This window comes from Streptomyces sp. NPDC048424 (genome assembly GCF_040651555.1).
Taxonomy (GTDB): domain Bacteria; phylum Actinomycetota; class Actinomycetes; order Streptomycetales; family Streptomycetaceae; genus Streptomyces.
The window spans coordinates 215,344-235,347 of record NZ_JBEZKE010000008.1 but is presented as its reverse complement, the minus strand read 5'-3'; the positions used below and the strand labels follow the sequence as shown (position 1 = coordinate 235,347).

The following is a 20,004-nucleotide window of genomic DNA, read 5'->3' as shown; positions in this document are numbered from 1 at the left end:
GTGTGTTGCGGGAGTCCGTGTGCAGCGTTGTGCTGTCGGGTTCCACCTCGGCCCGCAGGCGGGGCGCCCCCGTCCTGGCCGCGGGGCGCCCGCTCTGCGCGGACCTGGCCCGGCGGACGTTCTGGAAAGCCTCCGCCGGGACGTTCGCCGCCCGCACCGGCCTCGCCGGGGGTCGGCCCCGGCGAGGTCGGTGCGCGGGGCGCTCACGGGGCGACCTCGTCGCCCTCCCTGGTCGGTTCCGGGGTCGTCGGGAGGTTCTGCCCGGTGCGGAGCGGGCCCGTCAGGAGGAGCAGCGCGCACAGCGCGTTGCCGCCGTAGAGGAGCCACAGGGCGTCGCGTTCGCCGAGGAGGGTGCCGAGGGCGCCGCCGAGGAGGCTGCCGACGGGGATCGTCCCGTACATCACGAAGCGGATGGTGGAGCCGACCCGGCCCAGCATGTCCGGCGGGCAGTACGCCTGCCGGAAGCTCACGATGATGACGTTGCCGGCGACCACACCGGTCATCAGGCAGAACTCCCCGATCAGGAAGGACAGCAGGCCCGCGCCGTTCGTGGTGAGGGGGATCAGGAGGCCGAAGGGGCCCGCGCAGAAGGCGCACAGGAGGACCGCCCGGGCGGTTCCGAAGCGGCGGGCCAGGCGTGGTGCGAGCACCGCGCCGAGGACCCCGCCCAGCCCGGCCAGCGCGATCAGGACACCGATCAGCGCGCCCGGCACGCCCACCGTCCGGCTCAGGAACAGGATCGACAGGGACTGCGCCCCGGCCAGGAACAGGTTCATCGCGGCGTCGCACAGCAGGATCGTCCGCAGGAACGGGTCCCGGGTGAGGAAGGCCACGCCCGCGCGGATCTCCTTGACCAACGACCGCTCCGCGGCGACCCGTTCCTCACCGCCCGGCGGCGCCTCCGGGGTCCGGATCCGCAGCAGCAGCGCCGCCGAGACCAGGAAGCTCAGCCCGTCGGCGAGGAAACCGGCCGCCGCGCTCCCGGCCTGAGCCAGCGCGCCGCCCACCCCCGGGGCGACGACCTCCGCGACCGATTCGCTGGTCTGGAGCCGGGCGTTGCCGTCGGCGAGCTCCTCGTGCGGCAGTACGGTCGGCAGGTACGCGCTGTAGGCGGCCCGGAAGAACACGTCGGCGGTGCCCGCCAGGACGGCCACCAGCATCAGTTGAGCGGTCGTCAGGACCCCCAGCCAGACCGTCGCGGTCAGCGACAGCATCAGCAGCGCCGACACCGCGTTGCACACGATCATCACCGGCCGGCGGCGCATCCGGTCGGTCCACGCTCCCACGGGCAGCCCGAACAGCAGCCACGGCACCCAGGCCGCGGCGTTCAGCACTCCCATGGTGAAGGGCCCCGCGTCCAGCGTGTCCACCGCGATCAGCGGCAGCAGCACCCGGGTGGCCGCGCTCCCGAACTGGCTCACGGACTCCCCGGCCCACAGCAGCCGGAAGTCCCGGCGGCGCAGCGCGCCGCGACCGGCGCTCACCGGCCCACCGTGCCCTCGCCCAGCAGCGCGGCGATCTCGGCGGCGGGCTTGGACGCCATCATCTCGCCGTGCGCGCAGGGCACTTCGTGGTGGGCGACAGGGCCGGTGACGTACGGCTCCCACACCCGCGGCCCGGGCGCGTCCGGCTCGTGGGCGGCGACGGCCAGCGTCACCCCGCCCCGGAACACCCCCGGACGGTGGGCGGCGGCCAACTGGTCGTGGTGGACGTATGCCTCGCCCAGGGCGGCGACCGTCTCACCGTCGAAGACCGACAGCGGGCCCTCCTCGGCGGCCACCGCCACCAGTTCGGCGAGGGTCAGCGGACCCCCACCGGCCGCGCCGCACTCCTCCCGAGGCGGAGAGCCGAGCGATTCCAGCAGGTCCCGCAGCGGGTCCGCGGCCGGCGCCGCCGTCTCGCCGGGGGCCGCCGGATACCCGTCCAGCAGGGTGAGCCCGGCCACCTCCTCGCCGTCCTGCTGGAGCGTCACGGCCACCTCGTGCGCGACCACCGCCCCGAAGGACCAGCCCAGCAGGTGGTACGGGCCGTGCGGCTGCACCGCGCGGATCCGCGCCGCGTACTCCGCGGCCATCTCCGAGACGCTCCCGGGCCGTGCCCCCGGCTCGCTCAGCGCCCGCGACTGCAGGGCGTGCACGGACCGCTGCGGGTCCAGGTGCTCCAGCAGCCCCCGGTACACCCAGCCGGTGCCCGCGCCCGGGTGGACGCAGAACAGGGCAGGCGTGCCGGGCGCCCCCGTGCGCAGCGTGACCAGGGGCGCCAGCGGGTCCGCGTCCCCGCGGGGGACCGCGCCGCCGGAGCGGGCGGCGAGCCCGGCGACCGTGGGCGCGGCGAACAGGTCCTGGACCCCGAGCTCCTCGCCCAGTGCCTCGCGCACCCGGGCCATCAGCCGGGCCGCCAGCAGGGAGTGGCCGCCCAGGTCGAAGAAGCCGTCGTCGGCGCCGACGGCGCCCGCGGGCAGCCCCAGCACCTCGGCGAACAGGCCCGCCAGGACCTCCTCCCGCCGGCTGCGCGGCGCCCGGCGCCCACGGCCGTCCCCGGCCGCGCCGGGCTCCGGCGCGGGCAGCGCGGCCCGGTCGAGCTTGTCGTTCGGGGTCCGCGGGAAGGCGTCGAGCACGACGAACGCCGACGGCACCATGTGCGCCGGGAGCGTCCCCGCCAGATGGGCGCGCAAGCCTGCCGCGTCCACCGCGGAGCCCTTGCCACTGTCGGCGCCGGGGGCCGGGACCACGTACCCGACCAGCCGTTTCGCACCGCCCGGGCAGTCCTCCCGTACGGTCACCGCGGCCCGGTCCACCCCGGGCGCCGCCGCGAGCGCGGCCTCGATCTCGCCGGGTTCGATGCGGAAGCCGCGGATCTTGACCTGGTCGTCGGCGCGGCCGAGGTAGTCGATGCGGCCCTCGCGGTCCCGGCGGACCAGGTCGCCCGTGCGGTACATGCGGGCGCCGTCCTCGAACGGGCAGGCCACGAACCGCTCGGCCGTCGTCCCCGGGCGCCGCAGGTAGCCCCGCGCCAGCCCGGCACCCGCCAGGTACAGCTCGCCGGGCACCCCGGGCGCCACCGGGCTCAGCGCCGCGTCGAGCACGTACGCGCGGGTGTTGGCGACGGGAGCGCCGATGAGCGGGCGTTCGCTGCGCGCGGTGTCCCACCACAGGGCGTCGACCGTGCACTCGGTGGGTCCGTACAGGTTGTAGGCGAGCATCCCCTCCGTGGCGCGCAGCCGGCTCCACAGCCCCTCGCCCGCGGCCTCCCCGCCGATCAGCAGCAGCCGCGGCGGGGCGTCGAGCAGGCCCTCCTCGATCAGGTGCTCGGCGTGCGTCGGGGTGGTGTCGACGACGTCGAGGGCGGCTTCGGCCACGTGCCGGGCGAAGGCGGCGGAGTCGCGGCGCACGGCGTCGCCGATCAGGTGCAGTTCGTGCCCGGCCACCATCCACATCAGGGCGTCCCAGGAGGCGTCGAAGGACAGCGAGGCCACCAGTGCCACCCGCAACTGCCGTCCGGCAGCGGTCCGTTCCGCCTCGGCCATGGTGTGGGCGCGGTGGAAGGCGTACAGGTTGCGCAGCGCCGCGTGGTCGACGACGACGCCCTTGGGGCGGCCCGTGGAGCCCGAGGTGTACACGACGTACGCGGCGTCGCCCGGCCGGGGCCGCCGCAGCGGCCCGGCACCGGGCGCGGGGGCGGCGTCGGTGTCCGCCTCGTCCGCCTCCTCGGTGAGGACGAGCGGGACCCGCGCCGGCTCCGCGAGCGGCAGCAGTGGGGCGGTCGCGGAGTCCGTGACCAGCAGCGCCGGGGCGGAGTCGGCCAGCATGTGCGCGATCCGCTCGGCCGGGTATCCGGTGTCCACCAGGACGAACGCCGCACCGGCCTTGAGGACGGCCAGGATCGCGGCCACCGCCGCCGGGGAGCGCGGCAGGGCGATGGCCACCACCCGCTCCGGGCCCGCCCCGTCCCGGACGAGACGCCGGGCGAGCCGGTCGGACCAGGCGTCGAGGGCGGCGAAACCGATCCGCTCGGCGCCGTGCACCAGCGCGGTCGCGTCCGGGGTGCGGGCGGCACGCGCCGCGAACAGCTCGGGCACGGTGGCGTCCGGCACCGGCAGCGCGGTGTCGTTCCACTCCGTCAGCACCCGCTGGCGGGCCGCGGGGGTCAGCGGGTCGGCGGCCCTGACCGGCAGCTCCGGCGCCGCCGCGAGCAGCCGGACCATCCGTACCAGGGCCGCGGCGAGGTCCTCGGCGGTGGCGTGGTCGAACAGCCCGGCCGCGTACTCCAGGAAGCCCGAGATCCCGGCGGGGCGGCCCTCGGCGTCCCGGCGCTCCTGGACGTCCAGCGTCAGGTCGAACTGGGCGACGTCGAAGCGGAACGGCTCGGGGCGGACGTCGAGGCCGGGCAGCGCGAGCGTCCCGTCCTCGCCGTCCTGCACTTGGAGCAGCACCTGGAAGAGGGGGTGGCGGGCGAGGGACCGCTCGGGGTTGACCGCCTCGACGACCCGCTCGAAGGGCACGTCCTGGTGTTCGTACGCCGCGAGGTCGGTCTCCCGGACCCGGCCCAGGAGTTCGGCGAAGGTCGGATCGCCCGAGACGTCGGTGCGCAGGACGAGGGTGTTCACGAAGAAGCCGACGAGGTCGTCCAGGGCCTCGTCCGTACGGCCCGCGACGGGCGTCCCGATCGGTACGTCGGTCCCCGCGCCGAGCCGGGACAGGGTCACGGCCAGCGCCGCCTGCACCACCATGAAGAGGGTGCAGCCGTGCTCGCGGGCCAGTTCCAGCAGCCGGCCGTGCAGCTCGGCGTCCAGCCCGACGGGGACGGAGCCGCCCGCGAAGTCCGCCACCGCCGGGCGCGGCCGGTCGTAGGGCAGCGCCAGCTCGGCGGGCGCACCGGCCAGTGCGCCGGTCCAGAAGGCGAGTTGACGGGAGATCGGACTCGCGGGGTCGTCCTCCGCGCCGAGCAGCTCCCGCTGCCACAGCGCGTAGTCGGCGTACTGCACCGGCAGCGGTTCGAAAGCGGGCGCGGCGCCCGCGCACCGGGCCGCGTACGCCTCGGACAGGTCCCGGAACAGCGGCCCCCAGGACCACCCGTCGAGCGCGATGTGGTGCACCACCAGGGCCAGCACCCACTCCTGCGGCCCGGCCGCGAGCAGCGCCGCCCGTACGGGGGGCCGCGCGGCCAGGTCGAACGGGCGGGCCAGCAGCGCGTCGAGGGCCCCGGCGGTTCCCTCCGGACCGCACTCCACCAGGTCCAGGGGCACGCCGCCCCCGGCGGGCAGCACCCGCTGGTACGGCTCGCCCGCCGCCTCCGGGAACACCGTGCGCAGGGCCTCGTGCCGGTCGGTGACGTCCCCCAGGGCCGCGGCCAGCGCCGACGTGTCCAGCGGGCCGCGCAGCCGCAGCGCGAACGGGCAGTGGTAGCCCGCGGACTGGCCCGCCCGGCTCAGGAACCACAGCCGGCGCTGGGCGGCCGACAACGGCGGGGCCTCGGGCCGCTCCGCCGCCGCAGTCAGGGCCGGGCGGGGGGCCGCCCCGGCTGCGGAGCCCTGCGCCAGGCAGGCGGCCAGCCCGGCCACCGTCGGGTGCTGGAACAGCTGGCGGATGCCCAGGTCGCCGCCCAGGACGGCCCGGATCCGCGAGAGCAGCCGGGTCGCGAGCAGCGAATGGCCGCCCAGCTCGAAGAAGCCGTCCTCGGCGCCCACCGACGGCAGCCCCAGCACCTGCGCGAACAGCTCCGCCAAGAGCTCCTCGCGGGGCCCGCGCGGGGCGCGGGAGGAGAGCAGCGCGCCGAAGTCCGGCGCGGGCAGCGCCGCCCGGTCGAGCTTGCCGTTCCGGTTCATCGGGAAGGCCTCCAGGACCACGAAGGCCGAGGGCACCATGTGGTCCGGCAGCTGTGCGGCGAGTCGCCCGCGCAGCGCGCCCGGCTCGGCGCTGCGGCCCGCGGCCGCCACCACGTACGCCACGAGGCGCTTCCCGGCGGGCCCGCCGTCCCGGGCGAGCACCGCGGCCTGTGCCACCTCCGGGCAGGCCCGCAGGCAGGCCTCGATCTCGCCGGGTTCGATGCGGAAGCCGCGGATCTTGACCTGGTCGTCGGCGCGGCCGAGGTACTCGATGCGGCCCTCGCGGTCCCAGCGGACGAGGTCGCCCGTGCGGTACATGCGGGCCCCGTCCTCGAACGGGCAGGCCACGAAGCGGCCCGCGGTGAGCGAGGGCCGGTTCAGGTAGCCGCGGGCCAGGCTCGGTCCGGCCAGGTACAGCTCGCCCGGGACGCCCGGGGCGACAGGCCGCAGCCCGGCGTCCAGGACGTACGCCCGGGTGTTGGCGAGCGGGCGGCCCACGAGCGGCTCCTCGCTGAGGGCGGCGTCCCACCACAGGGTGTCGACGCTGCACTCGGTGGGCCCGTACAGGTTGTGGCAGAGCATCCCGTCGGCGGCCCGGACCCGCGTCCACAGGGCCGCGCCCGCCGCCTCGCCGCCGAGCAGCAGTACCTCGGGCCGGTGCGCGGGATCGTCCAGCAGGCCCTCCTCGACGAGCTGTTCGGCGTAGGTCGGGGTGACGTCGAGGGCGTCGATGCCGGCGCGGGCGATGTGCCGGACCAGCGCGGCCGCGTCGCGGCGGGTGTCGTCGTCGACGAGGTGGAGCTCGTGGCCGGCCACCATCCACAGGAGCCCCTCCCACGAGGTGTCGAAGGACAGCGCGGCCGTCAGCGCCATGCGCATCCGGCGCCCGCCGTGCAGCTCCTCCGCGCGGGCGATGACCCCGGCCCGGTGGAAGGCGTAGAGGTTGCGCAGCCCCGCGTGGTCGATGACGACGCCCTTGGGCTCGCCGGTCGACCCCGAGGTGTGGATCACGTACGCGGCGCTGCCGGGCAGGATCCGGCGGCCCGGGACGGGACCGGTGGCACCCGCCGGGACCGGGCCCGGCGCGTCGACGAGGACGCGGACGGCCCCGGTGTCCGGGAGCCCCGGGGCGGTCGCGGCGTCGGTGACGACGGTGGTCGTGGTGCCCAGCAGCCGGGCGATCCGCTCGGCCGGGTAGTCCGTGTCGACGGGGACGAAGGCGGCGCCCGCCTTGAGCACCGCGAGCAGCGCCACGACGGAGTCGGCGGACCGGGGCAGGGCCAGGGCCACCAGGTGCTCCGGGCCGACCCCGTGCCAGGCGAGCCGGTGCGCCAGCGCGTCGGCGCGGGCGTCGAGTTCGGCGAAGGTCAGCGCGGTGGCCCGGAAGACCAGGGCGGTCGCGCCGGGGGTGCGGGCGGCCTGCTCCTCGAACAGCTCGGGCAGGGTCCCCGCGGGCACCGGCGCGGCCGTGTCGTTCCAGCCGGACAGGACCAGCGCGCGCTGCTCGGCGGAGAGCGGGTCGGCCTGCCCGACCGGGGCGGCCGGGTCGGCGGCGAGGCGCTCCAGCACCCGGGCGAGGGCGGCCGCGAGGTCCTCGGCGGTGGCCCGGTCGAACAGGTCCGTCGCGAACTCCAGGGCTCCGCCGATCCCGGCCGGGGAGCCGGCCGGGTCCCACCGCTCCTGGAAGTCGACGGTGAGGTCGAACTTGGCGACGTCCCAGGCGGCGGACTGCTCCGCGCACTCCAGGCCGGGCAGGGTGAAGGCGGGGCCCTCGCCGCTGTCCAGGGTCAGCATCACCTGGAAGAGGGGGTGGCGGGCGAGGGACCGCTCGGGGTTGACCGCCTCGACGACCTGCTCGAAGGGCACGTCCTGGTGCTCGAAGGCGGTGAGGTCGCTCTCCCGCACCCGCTCCAGGAGCTCGGTGAAGGCCGGGTCTCCGGAGAGGTCGGTGCGCAGGACGAGGGTGTTGACGAAGAAGCCGACGAGGTCGTCGAGTACCTCGTCCGTGCGGCCCGCGACGACCGTCCCGATCGGGATGTCGGTGCCGGCTCCGAGGCGGGACAGGAGCACCGACAGGCCGGCCTGGAGGACCATGAAGAGGGTGCAGCCGTGCTCACGGGCCAGCTCCAGCAGTCGTCTGTGCAGCTCCGCGTCCAGCTCGACGGGGACGGAGCCGCCCGCGAAGCTCGCCACCGCGGGGCGCGGCCGGTCGGCGGGCAGGGCCAGTTCGGCCGGGGATCCGGCCAGTTCCCGCGTCCAGAAGGCCAGTTGCTCGGCGAGCAGGCTCTCCGGGTCGTCCTCCGCGCCCAGCAGCTCGCGCTGCCACAGCGTGTAGTCCCGGTACTGCACCGGCAGCGGCTCGAAGGCGGGCGCCCCGCCCGCGCACCGGGCGGCGTAGGCGGCGGCCAGGTCGGTCAGGAGCGGCCCCCAGGACCAGCCGTCGGTGGCGATGTGGTGGATCACCAGCGCCAGCACCCACTCCTCGTCGCCCAGGGCGAAGAGGCGTGCCCGCAGCGGGAGTTCGGCGGTGAGATCGAAGGCGTGTCCGGCCTCGGCGGCCAGCGCGTCGGCGAGCTCCGCCTCGTCGAGGCGGACGACGGGCAGCTCCGGCGCCCGGTCGGTGATCTGTTGCACGGGCTCGCCGTCCACCTCGGGGAAGACCGTCCGCAGCACCTCGTGCCGCCCGGTCAGATCGCCGAGGGCCGCGGCCAGCGCCTGCGGGTCCAGCGGACCGCGCAGCCGGGTGGTGAGCGGGCAGTTGTACGCGGCGCCGGTCTCGCCGAGCTGGCCCAGGAACCAAAGCCGCCGCTGGGCGAACGAAACGGGAAACACAGGACCTCCAGGGGCGTGCGGGGTGGTGCGGGGGTGGGCGGACGGCTCAGGCATCGGCGGCGCGGCGGAGCGTGGGACGGGCCTTCGGCGCGTCGGTGAGCAGGGCGGCGGTGCGGGCCGGGGTCGGGTGCTGGAAGAGCTGGCGGATCTTCAGTTCCCGGCCGAGTTCGGCCCGGATCCGGCTGATCAGTCGCGTGACCAGCAGGGAGTGGCCGCCCAGGGCGAAGAAGTTGTCGTCCGGGCCGACGTCGTCCCGGTCGAGGACCTCGGCGTACAGGGCGCGGACGCGGTCCTCGGTGCTGCCGCCCGGGTCCGCGGCCGGCTCCGGCGCGGCGGGGGCGGCCGCGGCCGTGCGCGGGGCCGGGCCGTCGACCGAGCCGACCGCCCGCTCCGGGGCGGCCGCGAGGGCGCGCAGCACCAGGGCCAGGTCCGCCGCCAGCCGCTCGGCGCTCGCATGGTCGAACAGCTCGGTGGCGTAGGTGAGTTCCCCGGTGAGGCCCAGCGGGGTGCCGTCGGCGGCGCGCTGCTCCCCGAGGTCCACGCCGAGGTCGAACTTGGACACCGCCCACTCGACGGGGTGCGGCCGGGCCGTGAGGCCCGTAAGGCGCGGCAGGGCGGGCGGCTCGTTCTGGACCTGGAGCAGCACCTGGAAGAGCGGGTGCCGGGCGAGGGACCGCTCCGGGTTCACCCCCAGCACGACCCGCTCGAAGGGCACGTCCTGGTGGGCGTAGGCGGCGAGGTCGCTCTCCCGGACCCGGGCGAGGAGGTCCGTGAAGGTCGGGTCGCCGGAGACGTCGGTGCGCAGGACGAGGGTGTTGACGAAGAAGCCGACGAGGTCGTCCAGCGCCTCGTCCGTGCGGCCCGCGACGACGGTCCCGATCGGGATGTCGGTGCCGGCTCCGAGGCGGGACAGGAGCACCGACAGGCCGGCCTGGAGGACCATGAAGAGGGTGCAGCCGTGCTGCCGGGCCAGTTCCAGCAGCCGTCCGTGCAGCTCCGCGTCCAGCTCCAGGGGAACGGAACCGCCCGCGAAGCTCGCCACCTCCGGGCGGGGCCGGTCGTAGGGCAGGGCCAGCTCGGCCGGGGCGCCGGCCAACTCCTTGGCCCAGAAGTCGAGCTGACGGGTGATCAAAGCGTCCGGGACGCCCTCCGGGCCGAGCACGGACCGCTGCCAGACGGTGTGGTCCCGGTACTGCACGGGCAGCGGCTCGAAGGCGGGCCCCGCGCCCGCCAGGCGGGCGGCGTAGGCGGTGGCCAGGTCGGCCAGGAGCGGCCCCCACGACCAGCCGTCGGTGGCGATGTGGTGCACCACCAGCACGAGCACCCACTCTTCCCGACCCAGCTCCAGCAGCCGGGCCCGCAGCGGCAGTTCGGCCGAGATGTCGAAGCAGTGGCCCGTCACCTCCCGTACCGCCTCGGCGACGGCGCCGGCCTCCGCGACGGCGAGGACCTCCAGCGGCACGTCGGCCGCCGCACCCTCCAGCAGCCGGATCACCGGCTCGCCCCCGCACTCGTCGAAGACGGTCCGCAGCACCTCGTGCCGGGCCACCACGTCGCCGAGCGCCGCACGCAGCGCCGGCGCGTCCAGCGGACCCCTCAGCCGGTAGGCGAAGGGCACGTTGTGGTGGCCGGACGGGCCCTCCGCCTGGTGCGCGAACCACAGCCGGTGCTGTGCCGAGGACAGCGGCGCGCCCTGCCCGGGCTCCGCACGGCGCAGCGGCGGCCGCGCCCGGTCGGCGCTGCCGGCCAGCTCCGCGAGGGCGGCCACGGTCTGCGCGCGGAAGACGTCGCGCAGCGGCAGCTCGACCCCGAGGGCCGTACGGATCCGGCTGACCAGCCGGGTCGCCAGCAACGAGTGGCCGCCCAGGTCGAAGAAGCCCGCGTCGGCGGCGACCGCGTCGAGGCCGAGCACCTCGGCGAAGAGCCCCGCCAGGATCTCCTCCCGGGGGGTACGGGGGGCACGTCCGCCGGCAGCGGGCAGCGCGGGCTCGGGCAGGGCCCGGTAGTCCACCTTGCCGTTGGGGGTCAGCGGCAGCGCGTCCAGGACCAGGACGTACGAGGGCAGCATGTAATCCGGCAGCAGCCGCTCCAGCCGACGCCGCACCGAGGGCCCGGAGACCTCCCCGACCACGTACCCGGCCAGCCGCTTCTCGCCGTCCGCGGCGGCCCGTACGGCGACCACGGCCTGGCGGACGCCCGGGCAGGCGGCCAGCGCGGCCTCGACCTCACCGGGCTCCACGCGGAAGCCGCGGACCTTCACCTGCTCGTCGGCCCGGCCGAGGAACTCCAGCAGCCCGTCGGCCCGCCACCGGGCGAGGTCGCCGGTGCGGTACGTGCGCGTCCCGGGCGCGCCGAACGGGTCGGCGACGAACCGCTCCGCGGTGGCCGCGGGCCGTCGGTGGTAGCCGCGCGCCACTCCGGCACCGGCCAGGTACAGCTCGCCGGGGGTGCCCGGCGGCACCAGCCGCATCCGCTCGTCCAGCACGTACGCACGGGTGCCGTCCAGGGGGCGGCCGATCGGCACCGGGCCGTCGGCGTCCGCGGCGCCGGTGATCAGGTGGGTGGTGGCGCACAGGGTCGCCTCGGTGGGCCCGTACAGGTGGCGGACCACGGTGTCCGGGCAGGCGGCCAGCACGGCGCGGACCGCGGCGGGGCTGACGACGTCGCCGCCGGTCAGCACCTCGCGGACGCCGGCCAGCAGGCCGGGTTCCTCCTCGGCGACCACGCGGAACAGACCGGCCGTCAGGTGCACGGCGGTGATGTTCGCCCCGCGGATCAGGGCGCCCAGCCCGGCGACCGTCGGCTCGCCCTTGGGGGCGACGACGACCTGCCAGCCCGACAGCAGCGCCACCCACAGCTCGTAGTCGGCGATGTCGAAGGCGTGCGGCGCGTGGAACAGGACGCGCTCGGCGCCCCGGGTGTGCCAGCCCCGGTCGGCCACGAGGTCCAGGACGTCCCGGTGGGTGACGGCGACGCCCTTGGGCTCGCCCGTCGAGCCCGAGGTGTGCATCAGGTAGGCGAGCTGCCCGGGCGGGCACGGCGCGGGGGCGAACACCCCGCCGTCCCCGAGAGCGCCGGGGGCCTCCGCCGTGCCGGCCAGGACCGTCCGCACGCCTTCCGGGGCGAGCCCGGCGTGCGTCTCGTCGACCAGCAGCACGGAGCAGCCCGCGGCTTCCAGGATCCGCCGGGTGCGCGCGGCGGGCTGGCCGGTGTGCAGCGGCAGGTACGCGCCGCCCGCCTTGAGGACGGCCAGCATCGCCACGACCACCTCGGGGGAGCGCCCCATCAGCACCCCCACCGGGGTCTCGGCGGTGACACCGAGGCCGGCCAGCCGGCGCGCCAACCGGTCGGCGCGCCGGTCCAGTTCCCCGTAGGTGATGGCGTCGGGGCCGGACACCAGGGCCACGGTGGCCGGGTGCAGCGCGGCCCGCCGGGCGAATTCCAGGTGCACCGCCGTACCCGCCCGAGGCGCGGCCGGCGGCTGCCAGTCGGCCAGCAGCTGCTGCCGCTCCCGCGCCAGCAGCACTTCCAGGGCCGAGACCCGGCCGCGCGGCGCCCGTACCGCCGCCGCCAGGACCCCGCGCAGCCGCTCCACGAGGGCGCGCACGGTGGCCTCGTCGAAGAGCTCGGTACGGTACTTGGCCACCGCGCTCAGCCCCTCGCCCGCCCCGGCCGCCTCCGTGAACTGCAGCGCCAGCTCGAACTCGGCCTGCGGTACGTCGACCTCCTCGGCCACCGCCGTCAGCCCGGGCAGCTCCAGGCCGGCGGCGGCCGCCCGGCGCATCGTCAGAGCCACCTGGAACAGCGGGTGGTGGGAGAGCGAGCGCCGCGGGTTGACCGCCTCGACGACCTGCTCGAAGGGCACGTCCTGATGGGCGAAGGCCGCCAGGTCGGTGTCCCGCACCCGCTCCAGCAGTTCCGCGAAGGTCGGGTCCCCGGACAGGTCGGTGCGCAGGACCAGGGTGTTGACGAAGAAGCCCACCAGATCGTCCAGGGCTTCGTCGGTACGGCCCGCGACGACTGTCCCGACCGGCACGTCGGTCCCCGCGCCGAGCCGGGACAGCACCACCGCCAGCGCGGCCTGGAGCACCATGAAGACGGTGCAGCCGTGCGCCCGGGCCAGCGCCTCCACCTGCGCGGTCAGGGCCGCGTCCAGGCCGAAGGCAACGGCCGCACCGGCCGGATCGGCCACGTCAGGCCGGGGCCGGTCGGTGGGCAGCACCGGCTCCTCCGGCAGCCCGGCCAGCGCGGTGCGCCAGTACGACAGCTGCTCCTCGGCCGCGCCGTCCAGCAGGGCGCGCTGCCAGAGCGCGTAGTCGGCGTACTGCACGGCCAGCGGCGGGCGCGGCTCGGCGCCGCCGCCCGTGCGGGCCGCGTAGGCGTACGAGAGGTCGCCCAGCAGCGGCCCCCAGGACTCGCCGTCGGTGGCGATGTGGTGCAGGGTCAGCACCAGCGTGTGCCTCTCGGGCCCGGCCGTCAGCAGCGCGGCCCGCAGGGGCGCGTCGGTGGCCAGGTCGAAGGGGCGTGCGGCGATCTCGTCGATGTCCGCGCCGGCCGCGTCGAGGAGCTCCAGGGCCGGCGGGGCCGGGGGCAGGACGACCTGACGGGGCTCGCCGTCGGCCTCCGGGTGGACGGTGCGCAGGATCTCGTGCCGCTCGGCCAGGTCGGCCAGCGCCCCGCGCAGCGCCGCCACGTCCAGCGGACCGCCGAGCCGGAGCGCGACCGCGCTGTGGTAGGCCGGGTTCGGCCCGTCGAGCCGGTCCAGGAACCACAGCCGGCGCTGCGCCGGGGAGAGCGGCAGCTGCGCCGGGCGCGCCTGCGGCCGCAGCGCGGGACGGGCCCGGTCCGCGCCGTCGATCAGCGCGGCGAGCGCGGCCGGAGTGCGGGCGGTGAACACCTCACGGATGCCCAGTTCCGCGCCGAACGCCCCGCGCACCTGCGCCACCAGCCGCATCGCCAGCAGGGAATGGCCGCCCAGCTCGAAGAAGTCGTCGTCGGCGCCCACCTCGGGCAGGCCCAGCACCGACGCGAACAGGCCCGTCAGGATCCGCTCCCGCTCGGTGCGGCCGCCGCGGCCGCCGGTGCGCAGGGCGGGGGCGGGCAGGGCCCGCCGGTCGAGCTTGCCGTTCGGCGTCACCGGCAGCTCGTCCAGCACGACCACGGCCGGGACCATGTGCTCGGGCAGCGCCGCGGCCAGCTCGCCGCGCACCCCGGCGGGGGTCGGCGCGGCGCCCGGGCGGGGCACCACGTACGCCACGAGCCGGGGATCGCCCGGGCGGTCCTCGCGGACGACGACCGCCGCGTGGGAGACGCCCGCGCAGCCCGCGGCGGCGCTCTGGACCTCGCCCGGCTCGATGCGGAAGCCGCGGATCTTGACCTGGTCGTCGGTGCGGCCCAGGTACTCCAGGACGCCGTCGGCCCGCCAGCGCACCAGGTCGCCCGTGCGGTACATGCGGGCCCCCGGCTCGAAGGGGCAGGCCACGAACCGGTCGGCGGTCAGAGCGGGCCGGCCGAGATAGCCGCGGGCCAGCTGCACGCCGGCCAGGTACAGCTCGCCCGCGGTACCGGGCGCCACCGGGGCGAGCCGGCCGTCCAGGACGTACGTACGGGTGTTGGCGGCGGGCCGGCCGATCGGGACGGTGGCGTCCCCGGCCCGGCAGGGCCAGAGCGTGACGTCGACCGCGGCCTCGGTCGGGCCGTACAGGTTGTGCAGCTCCGCGCCGGGCAGGACCCGGAAGAAGGCGTCCTGGGTGTGCGGGGGCAGCGCTTCGCCACTGGCGATCACCCGGCGCAGCGAGCGGGCGCCCGCCGCGGCGGGCTCGCGCAGGAACACGTCGAGCATGGACGGCACGAAGTGCGCGGTGGTGACGGACTCCCGCGCGATCAGGTCGGCCAGGTAGGCGGGGTCCTGGTGGCCACCGGGCTTCGCGACCACGAGGGTCGCCCCGGTCAGCAGCGGCCAGAAGAACTCCCACACCGAGACGTCGAAACCGCTCGGCGTCTTCTGCAGCACCCGGTCCCCGGCCCCCAGGCCGTACTCCCGCTGCATCCACTCCAGCCGGTTGACGATGGCCCGGTGCGGGACCAGCGCGCCCTTGGGGCGGCCGGTGGAACCGGAGGTGAAGATCGCGTACGCCGGGTGGTCGGGCAGCACCGTCGGCCGCGGTGCGCGGTCCGCCGCGGGGAGCGGGGCGTCCAGCCGCAGCGTCGGCGTCCCCGGAGCCTCCCAGCCGGTGCTCAGCACCAGCGCCGGGGCGGCGTCGGCCATGATCCCGAGGTTGCGCTCCTCGGGCTGGCCGGGGTCGACGGGCAGGTAGGCGGCCCCCGCCTTCAGCACCCCGCACAGGGCGACCATCAGGTCGAGGGAGCGCGGTACGGCGACCGCGACCAGGCTCTCCGGTCCGATGCCGCGGGCCGCGAGCACGTCCGCGAGGCGGCCCGCCCGCTCGTCCAGCGCCCGGTAGGTCAGGGACCGCCCCTCGAAGACGACGGCGGTGGCGTCCGGGGTCCGGGCCGCCTGCTCCGCGAGCAGCGCGGTCAGCGTCGACTCCGGGAGGGCGGCGGCGGTGTCGTTCCACTCGGCCAGGACCCGGTGGCGCTCGGCCGCGGTCAGCGCGTCCAGGACCTCCACCGGCGCGTCCGGGTCGGCCGTCCACCGCTCCAGCAGCCGCACCAGCCGCTCGCCCAACTCCCGCACCCGCTCGGTGCCGATCAGCCCGGGGTGGTGGCTCAGCCGCAGCCCGAGCGCCGCGCCCGGCTCGACCACCAGTGTCAGCGGGAAGTGCGTGGTGTCCCGGAACCCGATCCGCGCCTCGAGGCCGAAGCCGGGCAGGTCGAGCGCGTAGTCGCTCATCGGGAAGTTCTCGAAGACCAGGTTCGTGTCGAAGAGGGCGGACGGGGAACCGGCCAGCTTCTGGATCTCCGTCAGCCCCAGGTGGTCGTGGTCCACCAGCTCTGCCCGCTCGCGCTGGAGCTCCGCGCAAACCCGGCGCAGCGGGGCGGCCGCGTCGATCCGGGTCCGCACGGGCACGGTGTTGATCAGCATGCCGATCATCCGCTCCGAACCCGGCAGTTCGGCGGGGCGGCCGCTGACCGTGAGACCGAAGACGACGTCGTCCTGCCCGGTGGCGCGGGCCATGAGCACCGCCCAGGCGCCCTGGACCACGCTGGTCAGCAGCAGCCCGCACTCCCGGGCCCGCGCGGTCAGCGCCGCCGTCCGCTCCTCGTCCAGCCGCACCACCACGTCCTCGGGGGTGGCGCCGGGGGAGACCCGGCCGGCGCCGTCCGCGATCCGGCCGGGCGCGTCGAGACCGGACAGGGCGGTGCTCCAGGCCTCCTCGGCGGCGGGCCGGTCGCAGCGCGCGAGGTGCGCCAGGTACTCCCGGTAGGGCCGCACCGGCTCCGGCTCGCCACCCGCGTACAGGGTGAACAGCTCGCGGAAGAGCAGCCCGAACGACCAGCCGTCCAACAGGATGTGATGAGCCGTCACCAGAAGTCGGTGCCGGTCGTCCGCCAGCCGCAGCAGCGTGAACCGCAGCAGCGGCGGGCGGCGGCTGTCGACGCCCTGTTCCCAGTCCTCCTCCGTCAGCTCCGCGGCTCGTTCCGCGGCCGCCCCGGCCGGCAGAGCGCCGAGGTCGTGCTCCTCCCAGGCCGGCTCCATGTCCCGGCGGACCACCTGGACGGGATCGCCGTTCTTGCGGTGGGTGAGGACCACCCGCAGATTGGCGTGACGGCGCAGCAGCTCCCCGGCCGCCCGGCGGAGCCGACCCGCGTCGAGCGTCCCGTCCAGGTCGACGGTGAACTGGGCGATGTAGAGGTGCTTGGAGTCCTCGTCGTACCCGGAGTGGAAGAGCATGCCCTCCTGCAGCGGGGAGAGGGGCAGGACGTCCTCGATGGCCGGCCGGCTGGTGTTCATGGCTGATATCGCTTTCTGGGAGACCGTCGTAGAGCGGCGGCGGAGCGGGGGATGCGGTCCGGTCGGGGTCAGAGGAGGCCGAGGGAGGCCGCGAGGTCGTCCAGTTCGTCCTGGCCGATCGCGTCGAGCGTCAGGCCGGAGGCGGACGGGACGGTGGACGGGACGGCGGACGGGACCGCGGGGCCGGTGCGGTCGGCCAGGACGACGAGGGCGCCGAGCATCCGGAACCAGCCCTCGGCCAGCGCCCGGACCTCCGCCTCGTCGTGGACGCCGTCGGCCCAGGCCCAGTCGGCGTGCAGGACGGGTCCGTCCGCCGACTCCAGGACGAAGGCGTTCACCTCGACGGCGTGCGCCATCGGCATGCCCGGGCCGGGGGCGTCGAGCCGGGCCCCGTGGGCGGGCAGCAGCTGCCAGTCGCCGCCGCCCGGACCGCCCAGCCGGCCCAGGTAGTTGAAACCGAGGCCCGCGGGCTCCGCCGCGGCGAGCTCCTTGCCGACGACCGGGTCGAGGTGGCGCAGCAGGCCGTACCCGATGCCCTTGCGCGGGATCGCCCGCAGCTGCTCCCGGACCCGCCGCAGTGCCTCGGCGGCGGTGGGGCCGCCGTCCTCGGCGTCCGCCGCGCCCAGGCCGTCCAGGGCGAAGCGGGTGGGGAAGAGGGTGGTGAACCAGCCGACGGTACGGGACAGGTCGGCTTCGGCGCCGATGTCCTCCCGGCCGTGGCCCTCCAGCTCCACCAGGACCTCCGGGCCGCAGGGCCGCCACCGGGCCAGGGCCAGGGAGAGCCCGGTCAGCAGCACCTCGTTGGCGTCGGCGCCCAGCCGGTCGGCCACCGACGTCAGCAGCGGCCCGGCCGTCGCCGCGGGCAGGCTGAGGGCGAGGTGCCCGGCGCGGTCCTCGTGGTCGCGGGCCGGGTCCAGCGGGCGGCGGCCCGCGATGCCCGCACCCGGCCGCACCACACCGCTCCAGTACGGGGCTTCGGCCGCGGTCCGCGCCCCGGCCGCCTCCGCGGTGAGCAGCTCGGACCAGCGGCGGAACGAGGTGGCCACCGGGTCGAGGGCGCCGGCCGGGGCCCGTCCGGCGGCGACCTCCTCCCAGGCCCGGGTGAGGTCGCCGGTCAGCACCCGCCAGGAGATCCCGTCCACGACCACGTGGTTGACGACCAGGGCCAGCGCCCCGGGCAGCCCGGCCCCGGCGTCGAACCAGACGGCCTGCACGATCACCCCGCCGCCCACCGAGAGCCGGTCGCGGGCCGCGTGCACCTCCCGCCCGACCTCCTCGGCGGTGGCCTCGCGGCCCTCCGTCGCCACCCGGCGCAGGCACTGTGCGGCGCGCACCGAGCCGGCCGGGCGGGTCCGCCAGCCGGAGCCGTCCCGGACCACGCGCAGCATGTCGTGCCGGTCCAGGACCGCCTGGAGCACCTCGGCCGCGCTCTGCCCGGTCAGTCCGGCCGGGGTCCGCACCACCAGGTACTGGTAGTAGCGGTCGGCGGGCCCGCCGCGCTCGTCGAGCCAGTGCATCACCGGCGTCGGCCGGACCGGCCCGACCCCGTCGTCGGCACCCGGCCGGGCGGACCCGGCCATCGGCCGGGCGGCGGCGGCCAGGGCCGCCACGTCCGGCAGGGTCAGCACGTCCCGGACGGTGATGCGCAGCCCGGCGCGGCGGGCCGCGCCGACCACCTGCACGGCGATGATGCTGTCACCGCCGAGCCGGACGAAGCCGTCCTGCGGGCCGACCTCCGGGATTCCGAACAGGTCCGCCAGGACGCCGCACAGGATCCGCTCCGCCTCGGTCACGTCGATTCCACTCATGGTCTTCCTCGTTCTCGTTCGCCGCGGGCCTCCACGGGCCTGCGCGTGCTGGTCAGACGGCGGTGCGGGCCGGGGCGAACAGCGCCCGCAGGGCGGCCCGGTCGACCTTTCCGTTGGCGGTCACCGGCAGGTCCTCCACGGGCCGGAAGTGCCGGGGCACCATGTACGCGGGCAGGTGCGCCGCGCACGCCGCGGCCAGCTCCTCGGGCCCGGGGCCGTCCGCCCCCGTCCGGGTCCACACGGCTGCGAGCCGGCGCGAGCCCGCGACCTCGACCGTCACCACCACGGCCCGGCGGACCCCCGGGACCGCGCCCAGGACCGCCTCGACCTCGCCGGGCTCGACCCGGTACCCGCTCACCTTGAGCTGGTCGTCGGCCCGGGCCACGAAGTGGAATTCCGCCCCGTCGAACCGGACGACGTCCCCCGTGGCGTACGTACGGCGCGGGGTCCCGTCGCCGTGGGGCAGGGTCCGGAAGCGGGCCGCGGTCAGCTCCGGGTCGCCCAGGTAGCCGAGGCCGACACTGCCCCCGCCGACGACCAGCTCCGCCTCCTCGCCCGCCGCGAACGGCCGCAGCACGCCGTCCGCCTCGCGCAGCAGCTCCGCCCCGGCGACGGCACCGCCGATCGGCGGGTGCTCGGGCCAGGACGCGGCCTCCCGCGGGTCCAGCCGGTACTGCGTGACCACGTGGGTCTCGCTGGGCCCGTACTCGTTGACCAGGGCGACCCCGGCGGCCGCGCAGAACTCCCGCACCTCGGAGTTGACGACGAGGCGCTCGCCCGCGACCGCGATCTCCCGCAGGTCGGGCATCGCGTCCGGTTCGAACACGGCGGCCGTGGCCAGCGCGTGCAGCCCCACCACCGGCAGGAACAGCCGGGCGACGCGCTGTTCGCGGATCAGGTCCATCAGCGCGAAGGGGTCCTGGCGTTCCTCGTCTGAGACCACGACCAGCGCGGCCCCGGCCAGCCAGGTGGTGACGATCTCCTCGTAGCCCACGTCGAAGCCGATCGAGGCCGCCTGGAGGGTGTGCGGCGGGCGGTCGTGGACCCAGTGCCGTACGTGCCAGTCGCCGAGCGCGGCCAGCACCGACGGGGGAACGGCCACCGACTTGGGCTCACCGGTCGATCCGGAAGTGGGGATGACGTACCCGACGGTCCCCTCGCGCAGCTCCTCCAGCGGGGCGCCGCGCAGCTCGCCGAAGGCGACCTCGGCGGGGCCGAGCCCGGTCGGCGCGGTGTGATCGGGACGGACCAGCAGGGCGCAGAGCCGGGCGATCCGCGCGGCCCGCGGCGCGGGCATGCCCGGGTCGACGCAGACCACGCCCAGGCCGGCCCGCCAGGCGCCGAGCACCGCGGCGCAGCGCTCCCAGGACCGTTGACCGTGGACGGCGACCACGTCGTCCGGTCCCAGGCCGCGGGCGGCGAGACCGCCCGCGATCTCGGCGGACAGCCGGTCGAGTTCGCCGTACGTGCGGGCGACGCCGCCGTCGACGACGGCCACCGCCGCGGGGTCGCGCCGGACGGCACGGATCAGGGGCCGGACGAGCGAATGCCGTGGTCCGCGCGCGTCGTCGGTGTGCATGGACGTCCCTTCTGGGGGTGGAGCGGGGAGGAGAGCGGGGAGGGGT

At 76.4% G+C, this 20,004-nt stretch carries 5 protein-coding genes; all 5 read right to left on the bottom strand.

The features are described from left to right. Positions 1-203 precede the first annotated feature (203 nt). Entirely contained in the window at positions 204-1,484 is a 1,281-nt protein-coding gene (locus tag AB0D29_RS14630) for an MFS transporter (protein ID WP_362854301.1), read from the bottom strand. Then, positions 1,481-8,656: an amino acid adenylation domain-containing protein gene (locus tag AB0D29_RS14625; protein WP_362854299.1), complete on the bottom strand. Its 7,176-nt coding sequence runs from the start codon at positions 8,654-8,656 to the stop codon at positions 1,481-1,483. Before AB0D29_RS14625 ends, AB0D29_RS14630 begins: the two co-directional genes overlap by 4 nt. Positions 8,657-8,702: 46 nt before the next feature. After that, the gene (locus AB0D29_RS14620; protein WP_362854297.1) at positions 8,703-16,571 is read right to left on the bottom strand and encodes an amino acid adenylation domain-containing protein; all 7,869 of its coding nucleotides are present in this window, start codon (positions 16,569-16,571) and stop codon (positions 8,703-8,705) included. A gap of 68 nt (positions 16,572-16,639) precedes the next feature. Continuing rightward, positions 16,640-18,379: a condensation domain-containing protein gene (locus tag AB0D29_RS14615; protein WP_362854295.1), complete on the bottom strand. Its 1,740-nt coding sequence runs from the start codon at positions 18,377-18,379 to the stop codon at positions 16,640-16,642. A 52-nt stretch (positions 18,380-18,431) separates the two neighbouring features. Further along, a complete protein-coding gene (locus AB0D29_RS14610) occupies positions 18,432-19,958 on the bottom strand; it encodes an AMP-binding protein (RefSeq protein ID WP_362854294.1) in 1,527 nt (508 codons plus the stop codon). Positions 19,959-20,004 lie beyond the last annotated feature (46 nt).